This window comes from Runella zeae DSM 19591 (genome assembly GCF_000423565.1).
GTDB lineage: Bacteria > Bacteroidota > Bacteroidia > Cytophagales > Spirosomataceae > Runella > Runella zeae.
The window spans coordinates 63,581-73,271 of the sequence record NZ_KE384040.1 but is presented as its reverse complement, the minus strand read 5'-3'; the positions used below and the strand labels follow the sequence as shown (position 1 = coordinate 73,271).

The window sequence follows — 9,691 nt, the reverse complement described above, 5'->3', positions numbered from 1 at the left end:
CTATGGGGCATTTATGTGGGGTTATTGGGTTGATGTGTTTCTTCTATTGATATGTAGCCCCTACGGGGGCATTTTTTAGGAGAACCAACCAGGGCAACGTTATCAAATTCTCTAATTAATTCTGATGTTTTTACTGGTAAACACGCGGTCGTGTTCATCAATGATGATGCAAGCGATTCCCTGCATTTGATTGATGAGGTCGATGCCTACCTTTACTCCCATAACCATTACGGGCGTGGCCATAGCATCTGCAATCTCAGCATTAGGACACACAACTGTCACACTTTTTATGCCTGATACCGGCAACCCTGTTTTGGGGTCAATCGTATGTGAATATCGCTTCCCGTCAATCATCACAAACTTTTCATAATTGCCAGACGTAGCCACGGCCACATCACTAATATTGAGACACGAAAAAGGCTGATTTTTAGCATTAGGGTCAGCAATGCCAATAGTCCACGGGTGACCATCGGGCTGCATTCCCCACGTAGTCAGGTCGCCAGCGGCGTTCACAATACCGCTCGTCACACCTTGTTTGATGAGTAGCTGTTTTGCCTTTTCGGCAGCATAGCCTTTACCAATACCTCCAAAACCAATACGCATTCCTTGATATTTGAGAAAAACACTCCTGCTAGTTTCATCCAAAATCACATTGCGATAATCGATAAGGCGCACCGCCAAGCGCGCCGTAGCAGCATCGGGCAAGCGATTCATGTGCGTGTCAAAATTCCACAGACTCTTATCAATAGAACCATAAGTAATGTCAAAAGCTCCTTGCGTAAGCGCCGAAATCCGCTTAGAACGCTGGATCAAATCAAATACTTCTGGGTCTACCTGCGTGGGTTGAACCCCTGCGTTGGCATTGATTTGATTGGTTTGACTATCCTCTCTATACGTTGTCAGAAGGGCCTCAATTCGCCTTATTTCTGCTACCGCAGCATCAATACGAGCTTCGGCCCAAGCTTCATTAGGGGCTACTACGCTTATCTCAAAGCGATTACCCATGAGTTTGAGTACGCGCCGATACAGCTGCTCTCCTACTAAAACTTCACTTGGCGACATCGAGCGTGGTGCTAATATCATGAATAAAAGTAAGGGTATTCATGGAAGTTGGGTAGCCATCCCATTGCTTTATGACTTTGCCTTGCGCATCCAACAAAACCGTAAAAGGAAACTTACCTTGGGGGTTGTACTTTTCGGCCAAAGTTTCGTTATGAACGGTTTGATGAGGCTCCAATTGATTCTTTTTAAGGCGCGGGAAATCGGCTCTTACCAGCACCAAACGGCTAGCTGCATACTGCTCAAAATCGCTTGATTCAAAAATATCCTTTTTGAGTTTGATACAAGGACCGCACCAATCAGAACCACAAAAATTAAGTAAAATGAATTTATGATTTTGATTTGCTTCGGTTTTGGCTTTTTCAAAATCTCCTCCCCACTCCAACGACGACACCCATAAACTACTGACTAACAAAAAAATAAGACTTTTCATGTTTGTTGAATTTTGAAATAACTTAACTATAAACCACCAGTGTCTTGCCGTCGGTAGCGACTTTATAAACAGCAATGCCTTTACTCCCAAAACTATTGAGTCCTTTTCCAGTGAGGTCGAAGCGGGCACCGTGGTCGGTACAATAAAATTCGGTTTTGTTAAAAATAACCCTCTTCTTAGGCTCATGACTACAAGTCTGAGTAGCTGCTACGTACACACCTGCACTTGCTTGAGCTATCACAATCCCGCTTTTTATCAAATAACCTCCCACCGTTTTAAGGGCCGAATTGGCCGATGCCGTCAGGTCAATCGTTACCAAAGGATTCTTAATAGTACTTAAATCGGTCGTTCCAGTTGTCGGAGGAGTAGTCACAACCGGGGTTGTACCAGAAGAAGGTGAGATGGTAAGCGCCTCTACATAGGTATCTTCTTCTCTGATACAGGAGGTCAGCAATGCCATCAATGCGCCCCCCCGAAAGCCCATTGATTTCAAAAATTCATAGCGATTCATAGGTAACATTGTTCATTTTCATCAATTACGTAGATTGATAAAAATGCGTGGCAACTTATTTTGGAAACACCTCTATTTAGATATTTTCAAAATAATTTTATGCCTAATTTGAAGAAACTCTACTTCAAAAAATCTTGCCTGGATTCAAAATTGAATGAGGGTCTAATGCCCTTTTGAGCGTTTTCATGAGTTGGATTTCTTGGGGAGTTCGGCTCAATGCCAACCATTGTTTTTTATAAAGGCCAATTCCATGTTCTGCCGACACCGAGCCATTGATTGCTTGCAAAGGCGTATACACGATTTCTTCAATCTGCTGTCGCGTAGATTCGTAGTCGTCATCTACATAAACATACAAGTGCAAATTGCCATCTCCCATGTGTCCAAAAGCATAAAAGTAGTATTCGGGCCATTGGTGGCTTAATTGCGCTTTGATGTGGCGTATGTAAGCATCCATATCCGAAATCGCCAAACTGACATCAAAAGCAACCACCCAGCCGTGGTACTGACCCGCATACTCTACTTTTTCTCTAATTCCCCAAAACCAGTCTAGCTGATGCTGTGAATGCGCCATCACCGCATCCACAATGTCACCTTTGAGCAAGGCTTCTTCTAGCATCGCTTCAAAGAGTTGTTGGTCTTTTTCTGGATTTTGCCCCAGTGCTTCTATCAATACATAAAAAGGGCTTCCGTGAGGGAGTGGAGGTGTAAATCCAGAAGGAGGACTGGTCATGAGTCGGTAGTATTCTTCCCAAAACAACTCAAAGGTAGTAAGAGTACCCGCCAATTTTTCTTTTGCAAACCCTAACAAATAAGCCGTAGCTTCAAAACTTTCTAATGCGATAAAGGCCGTATTGCGGCTTTTGGGTGCATCCTCTAATTTCAAAACTACTTTGGTCACTACGCCGAGTGTTCCTTCGGTTCCGATAAAGAGGTGCTTGAGATCGTAACCTGTGTTGTTTTTTTGGAGTTTGTGGAGCGATGAAACCACCGTACCATCGGCCAACACAGCTTCTAATCCCACTACAAGTTGCCGCGTCACGCCGTAGCGCAATGCCTGCAAACCGCCCGCATTGGTCGAAACATTCCCCCCTATCGTACAGCTTCCTTTGGCTCCTAAATCGAGAGGAAACAAAAGCCCTTGCTCCGCTACCGCCTGTTGCAAATGCTGCAACACTACACCCGCTTGGACGGTTACGGTTTTGTTGATTTCATCAATCTCTTCGATATGATTCATTCGCTCTAGGCTCAACGCAATTTCGTGCGGCGCCGTGACGGCACTGCCAACCACATTGGAAAGTCCCCCATGAGGCACTACGGGCTGATGCGCTTCGTGGCATAGTCGCAAAACTTTAGCAACTTCTTCGGTATTTTGGGGACGCACCAAGGCTAAAACATCCAAATTTCGAGGTTTTCCCCATACACCCGCCGACCGCATCCCAGCTTCTTCGTGGGTAAGAACCGCTTCTTTCCCTAAAACTTCAATGAGCTGTGTTACAATATCTTTCATAAAATGAATCATCAACAAATACCTTTACAAGTATCCACAAAAAAATCTTCAATTGAAATAAGATTACCTAAAAAAGCAAAAGGCGGGCAAAGACCCGCCTTTTGGCTCACTCATTTATCTATCTACTTTAAAAATCTTTTGTCATTTGGTAGTTTACAAGACTTGTCAAGTTGGAGCTCCTACTGCGTTTATAAACTTGACAAGTCTGTTGGCGTCCATTTACAAGACTTGTCAAGTTTGACTGCTTCTGTATTTTAAACTTGACAAGTTTGTTGGAGTTTAACGATTCTCTCCTCCTTCTTTCACGTCGTCGTTTTTCACAGACTTGGTCTTTTTGGGAGCGGTAAAGCTCATTTTTCCTATCTTATAACTAAACGTTAATTTGACGTTTTGGTTATAAATATTGTTGACAAATGTCTGGTTAAACTGCGGTGAGACGCTTGTCGATTTGATGCTCATACCTCCAAAGAAGTTTTCAGCTGCTAATCCCAAACTTCCTTTTTTGTTGTTGAAGTCTTTTTTGACTCCCACCGAATACATGTAGAAGCTTCCCTGAACTCCTTGCAGTGTGATTTGATTGCCTCGCATTCCGCCGTTGGCTTGTACGGCCCATCCTTGATTGAGCGCAAGACTTGTCATTACTCTTCCGCCTATCACCCAACCGGTGTTGCTTGCCGTGATTGAAGTACCATCCAAGCCTTGTACTTTGCCTTCGAGGTAGTTGTAGTATAAATCTACGCCTCCGTTTACGGTCCACTTAGGGGTGATATAAAGATTAGCAAAAACGTTAGCTCCGTACACTTGTTGCTTACCGATGTTTTGGAAGGTAGTCACAATCGCGCCTGCCAAAGTGTCCGAAGGAGCGCTCAAACGGGTAATGCTGTTGTTGGTAGAGCGAGCAAACACCGCCACGTTGAGGTATGTTTTCTTGATGTTAGTACTCAAACCAAGCTCAAAATTGTTGGTCAATTCGGGTCTCAAATTTGGATTACCAATACTGATATTCTGCGGATTAGCGGCATTGAAGTTAGGATTCAGCTGTTGCAAACCTGGGCGTTGGATACGGCGGTTATAGGCCAGTTTGAGCGTTGAGCCTTTCAAGCTTTTAGAGATATTGATACTTGGAACCAAATTTCCGTAACTTGGAATTGATATCTTTCCATTTTGGTCGTTGGCATCAATCGTAGTGTACTCATAACGTGACCCTATTTTGAACGTATATTTGTTGGCGGTCGAATACGTATAAGACAAGTACCCCGACACGATATTTTGATTATAATTCAAGAAACCTTCTGGATTGCGGGCGTCGCTCGCAAAAGCCCCTGTAGGCCCTGCAATCTGATAGCTATAATCGCTCGTTACCTGACGCACAATCGTTTTGGCACCAAATTCAATCATCTGATTGGTTTTGATCGGCGTCTGATAATCGGTTTGGATAGTTGCTTCTTGGTTGAGATTAGAGTTAAGGTTTTTCTGACGGCTCAATAAGCTGCTACTTTCACTCAACAAATCGGCATTGAAGTTGTTGGTCAGATTGTTGCGGCTGTATTGGGTCGAAATAGACCACTCTTGTCCTGGCTTTTTGAACATACGAATGTAATCCACATTAATATCTACGTTGTTTGACAAATCTTTGCTAGTCACATCACGGTACGAAGTAGAAGTAAGCGCATCATTGGTGAACAAACGAGTGGTAAGGTCTTGCGAACGGACGAAGTTGCGAGTACCGAAGCTAATACCCGCCGTAAGGGCTTGATTTTTGCCTAAGTCATAGTCAAAACCAAGGTTATAACGTCCAAATAAGCCATTGTCGTGCGCATCGGTAGATTGCTTGGTAAGCAGTGAAGCACCGTTTTGGATGGTCGATTGGTCGAGAGTGGTACCTGCTTTGTTGTAAAAAGCCCGTCCAAATCCGCCCAAAGTAATCCCCAATTTGCCTTGGCGATAGTTTCCATTAAGACTCAAGTTAGACCCTCTTACCCCTACTCCAGCGTCAGCATTGAGCGTAAGTCCCTGTAAGGTGGATTTTTTGGTAACAATGTTGATGATACCCGCCGAGCCTTCGGCATCATATTTGGCTGATGGTGAAGTAATTACCTCTACCGATTTAATCAAATCTGCCGGAATCATTTTGAGTGCATCAGCGATGCTACTTGCTACGATAGTGGAGGGTTTGTTGTTAATTAATACTCTGATATTTTGGCTTCCTCTCAGCGACACATTGCCGTCTAAATCAACCGACAACATAGGCACTTTTTTCAAAACATCAGACGCATCTCCCCCGCGAGCGGTCAGGTCTTTTTCGGCGTTATAAACCATTCTATCTACTTTCTCTTCGATGAGTGATTTTTCGCCCGTTACTACTACTTCATCAAGGGTCTTGATGTCAGGGTTAAGTTTTATCACCCCTAAATCAAGGTCTTGCCCTTTGACTAGCTTGATATTGTCGATGGTTTTGTCTTTATATCCAATAAACGAAATCAAAAGTTTGTAGTCGCCAGCAGCAATATTTTTAAAGGAAAATTTACCTTTTTCGTCGGCCATTGTACCGTCAACGGGCTTGCCGGTAGCTTTGTTATAAAGCGCAATATTTGCAAACTCAACGGCCTGAGTTACTGAAGAATCCACCACAAATCCATTTATTTTTGAATTGCCTTTAGGAGCGGTACTTTCCAAATTTAATGAAGGCGTCTGGGTATTAGTGTTTCTGTTGCGGCCATTGCCATCACCACTTTGCCCGCCAGGGCCTCCCGGACCGAATTGGGCTTGGGCGGCTGTGATTCCCAATACCACAAGTGCGAAAGTAATTATATTTTTCATTGTTTATCTATTGTTTTCGTTTTGATGAAACAAAGTAACATCGACTTTATTTCACAAAAAAATACAATAGACCGAAGATTGTAGATATACCGATAATCACGGCTTTTTGACCGATAGCGATTGTTTTTACTGTTTTTTAGTTTTTATTCTGGCCTTGGTAGAATACAAATAGTATTCTATCGATAAATTTTGGGAGTTGATAGATTCAATAGTACATTCCATAGAATCTAAAGCCGTTTTTGGTATTGATTTCAAGGGCAGGAAAAGGGAGTTTGAGCATAAACATACTTTGAAACACTTGATTCAGAAAACGATTCTTGGTTTTGATTTTGGTCCAGTCTACATCCAACGAAAACAGAAATTGGCGATAGCGGTGCGTCGGCGGAATCACTACTTGCCCCCAACGACTTATATTTTCAAATTCACCAAACATTCCGTTGGCCCCATATCCTACGGCTACATTGAGCCAAGGAGGGATTTTGTCTGAACGAATAATGCGATTGAGTCCAATACTAAACCAATAAGTGTGGGCATTGTAGTCTTGCAATATTTGTCCTGCAAAAGTAGTACCCAAGTAGCCATTGGCTTGCTTGGCATACGGTGAACGTCGAAAGGTGAACTTGTATTTCATGATTTGCTCATCAAAAAGCAATTCTTGCCCAATCACTATGCCACTTCCGAGGGCATTGGCGGCCATGTCGCTCCACGAAAACCCCCAACCTTCATAAAACCCATCTACGATTTCAATAGGAGATTGGAGTAAAAACCCTAGCGTACCCCCAAACCACAATGCTTTTTTCTTAGAAGCGCCCGCCCACCGCAATGCTTTGTAACCTATATAACTCTCTAGGTAAGCCCCGTAAGCATGACCAAATTTATCTACTTGCAAGTAGCCTGCGGCATCGTTATAAAACTCAAACGGGACACGTTTTTCGTCTTTATACCAGATGAAATTGAGGTAAGCCATCGTACCTACATACAAGGTAGCTTCGGTAGCGACTACCGCCGCAAACCTACCCTTATTAAATACGGGAGTTGGTTTTTCTGTCGAATCGATTTGGGATATTGCCTGTTGGCTGAGAAGGCAAATTAACACTCCCCAGCCCCATTGCCACCTTTTAGCTTTTTTCATGTATTCTCTCTTACTTATTGTGGAATTAAGATATTGATTATGAGACAATCAAAAACACAAATTTTATCCAACGGACATTTTTATTTGTTTATTCATCTAAAAACCAACCAGCATTCATTCTACATAATTCTCTGATTTTCAAACCCAAAAGATATACTCAAAAGGAAATCAAGTCATTTGATTTGGTCTATAATGAGATTATTCTAAATTTGTTTAGCTATCTCACTCAAAGAACAAAGTTAGGTCTCTGTCGGTAAATCCTTTAGGTTAGTAGATTCTAAACCTCAATACTCAGCGTCGTTTTTTAATATTGCAGACTAAATTGTATTGTTATGCTTCTTCGTCCCCAACGTCGTTATATACCTTTCATGCTGCATATTTTTGGGTGGCTCCTTGTGACTCCTCTTTTGTTTTCACAACCCAAAGGTATGAGTATCGACCCACCTTCTGAATTTTGGGTCAAACAGTGGGTATTATTGAGTTTACTGGTAGTTGCTTTCTACGTAAACAGCTATCTTTTAGTGCCAAAATTACTTTTTCGCAACCACACAGCTTGGTATATAGTCTCGATTGTGAGCATCGTGGTTACGATTTATTGGAGTATTCAAGGGCTTGAAGCTTGGCTTAATCTGCCCGAGCTTTGGCATAAGGTATTTAAACCCAACGAGCCTTACAACCCCAATCGTCCTCGTCGTTTTGATTCTTTTACTTTCCTGTATTCTTTGCTTTCGCTGGGAGCAAGTACGAGTATTACGGTAGTACAAACATGGCAAAAAGATACCCAAGTACGGGTGCAATTGGAGAAAGATAAAGTTACTTCCGAGCTTTCCTTTTTGAAAGCCCAAATCAACCCTCATTTTTTCTTCAATACCCTCAACAACATCTATGCCCTTACTATGATAGATGTGGAATCAGCACAAGAAGCATTGCATAGATTATCCCGAATGATGCGGTATGTATTGTACGAAACCAAAGAAGGGACCGTCCGATTGAGCCAAGAGGTGGCCTTTTTGCAAGACTATATCCAGCTTATGCAGCTTCGGCTTACCGATAAAGTAAAAGTGGAGTTTGAACAACCCACTTCTCAGGCCGACGTAGCTATCGCCCCCATGATACTTTTGCCTTTTCTCGAAAATGCCTTTAAACACGGCGTAAGTGCTACCCAACCCAGTCATATTTATATTGGTATCAAGCAAGAAGCTCAAACTTTACGGGTAGAAGTGAGAAATACACTCTTTTTACAGAAGAGTGTATCGTTGGAAGAAAGCAATGGGATTGGATTGGTCAACACGCGTCGTCGTCTGGATTTATTATATCCCGACCGTTATGACCTTAAAATTACGGAGCATACCCCCAACGATGAATTTTTGGTAGAATTGACCCTTCAAACTACTGCTGTTCAATCACCTATCAATCACCTTAGTCCGCCTCTCTATGATGCTCAATTGCATAGCCGTTGACGATGAACCACTTGCCTTGGGATTGGTGAGTGTTTTTATTGAAAAAACCCCTTTTCTTAATTTAATAGGAAAATACTCCAGTGCTGTAGAAGCATTGCAGGGGCTGCACACGCTCCAAGTTGATTTGATTTTTTTGGATATTCAAATGCCCGATTTGACAGGCATCGAATTGGCCCGCATTCTTTCCCAAAGTCAACAAAATGGAGTAGGCCCACGCATTATTTTCACGACGGCCTTCAACAATTTTGCCCTTGAAGGCTATAAAGTAGATGCTCTTGATTATTTGCTGAAGCCATTTAATTACGAAGAATTTTTGAGAGCAGCTACCAAGGCCAAAGGCTACTTTGAGCTAGTGAATCGCCCCACTCCAGCACCAGTGGCAGCACCTACCCCTGCCTCCCTTCCTACCGAGCCAGAAGAAGACTCCTTGTTTTTGAAAGTAGAGTATCAGTTGGTAAGGGTAGCGTTCAACGATATTTTGTACATCGAAGGACTAAAAGACTACGTAAAAGTACACCTCCAAAGCTCAAGTAAGCCTATTTTGTCGCTTACAAGTCTGAAAGCACTCGAAGATAAGCTTCCATCACGACGCTTTATGCGGGTACACCGTTCGTTTATTATTTCGTTAGAAAAAATCTCTTCTCTTACACGCAATAGCATTCAAATTGGGAATACTACCATTCCGGTAAGTGAGCAGTACAAAGACACTTTCAATCAGTTTGTAAGCAAATGGGCCTAAACCACTTTCTGTGATTTAGGCCCATCTTGC

Annotated in this window: 8 protein-coding genes; 2 read left to right on the top strand and 6 right to left on the bottom strand. The window is 42.7% G+C overall.

Annotated features, from left to right (window positions below; translation table 11 throughout):
- Positions 1-111: 111 nt before the first annotated feature.
- The 6 genes from G563_RS0126280 to G563_RS0126255 form a co-directional block, all read right to left on the bottom strand.
- Entirely contained in the window at positions 112-1,083 is a 972-nt protein-coding gene (locus G563_RS0126280; RefSeq protein WP_229598574.1) for an FAD:protein FMN transferase, read from the bottom strand.
- Positions 1,049-1,492 (bottom strand): thioredoxin family protein, encoded by a 444-nt coding sequence (locus tag G563_RS0126275; protein WP_028667957.1) that lies wholly within the window; start codon positions 1,490-1,492, stop codon positions 1,049-1,051. Before G563_RS0126275 ends, G563_RS0126280 begins: the two co-directional genes overlap by 35 nt.
- 22 nt (positions 1,493-1,514) lie before the next feature.
- Positions 1,515-2,003, bottom strand: coding sequence for a Rieske (2Fe-2S) protein (locus tag G563_RS0126270; RefSeq protein WP_028667956.1), 489 nt, complete (start codon positions 2,001-2,003; stop codon positions 1,515-1,517).
- Between the two features lie 124 nt (positions 2,004-2,127).
- A complete protein-coding gene (locus tag G563_RS0126265; protein ID WP_028667955.1) occupies positions 2,128-3,510 on the bottom strand; it encodes an FAD-binding oxidoreductase in 1,383 nt (460 codons plus the stop codon).
- A gap of 279 nt (positions 3,511-3,789) precedes the next feature.
- Positions 3,790-6,330 (bottom strand): TonB-dependent receptor, encoded by a 2,541-nt coding sequence (locus G563_RS0126260; protein WP_028667954.1) that lies wholly within the window; start codon positions 6,328-6,330, stop codon positions 3,790-3,792.
- Between the two features lie 205 nt (positions 6,331-6,535).
- Complete coding sequence (locus G563_RS0126255; protein ID WP_051211218.1) at positions 6,536-7,462, bottom strand: DUF2279 domain-containing protein; 927 nt, start codon at positions 7,460-7,462, stop codon at positions 6,536-6,538.
- A 332-nt stretch (positions 7,463-7,794) separates the two neighbouring features.
- On the opposite strand from G563_RS0126255, the gene G563_RS0126250 reads away from it, so the two are divergent.
- Positions 7,795-8,922: a sensor histidine kinase gene (locus G563_RS0126250; protein WP_028667952.1), complete on the top strand. Its 1,128-nt coding sequence runs from the start codon at positions 7,795-7,797 to the stop codon at positions 8,920-8,922.
- Positions 8,897-9,661, top strand: a complete 765-nt coding sequence (locus tag G563_RS0126245) for a LytR/AlgR family response regulator transcription factor (protein WP_028667951.1) — start codon at positions 8,897-8,899, stop codon at positions 9,659-9,661. The genes G563_RS0126250 and G563_RS0126245 overlap by 26 nt, the downstream gene beginning before the upstream one ends.
- Positions 9,662-9,691: the final 30 nt, after the last annotated feature.

Bases quoted from the DNA above. Each gene is read 5' to 3' on its own strand.
- G563_RS0126275 (WP_028667957.1), bottom strand. From the start codon at position 1,492: ATGAAAAGTCTTATTTTTTTGTTAGTCAGTAGTTTATGGGTGTCGTCG.
- G563_RS0126250 (WP_028667952.1), top strand. From the start codon at position 7,795: ATGCTTCTTCGTCCCCAACGTCGTTATATACCTTTCATGCTGCATATT.
- G563_RS0126280 (WP_229598574.1), bottom strand. From the start codon at position 1,083: ATGATATTAGCACCACGCTCGATGTCGCCAAGTGAAGTTTTAGTAGGA.
- G563_RS0126265 (WP_028667955.1), bottom strand. From the start codon at position 3,510: ATGAAAGATATTGTAACACAGCTCATTGAAGTTTTAGGGAAAGAAGCG.
- G563_RS0126255 (WP_051211218.1), bottom strand. From the start codon at position 7,462: ATGAAAAAAGCTAAAAGGTGGCAATGGGGCTGGGGAGTGTTAATTTGC.
- G563_RS0126270 (WP_028667956.1), bottom strand. From the start codon at position 2,003: ATGAATCGCTATGAATTTTTGAAATCAATGGGCTTTCGGGGGGGCGCA.
- G563_RS0126260 (WP_028667954.1), bottom strand. From the start codon at position 6,330: ATGAAAAATATAATTACTTTCGCACTTGTGGTATTGGGAATCACAGCC.
- G563_RS0126245 (WP_028667951.1), top strand. From the start codon at position 8,897: ATGATGCTCAATTGCATAGCCGTTGACGATGAACCACTTGCCTTGGGA.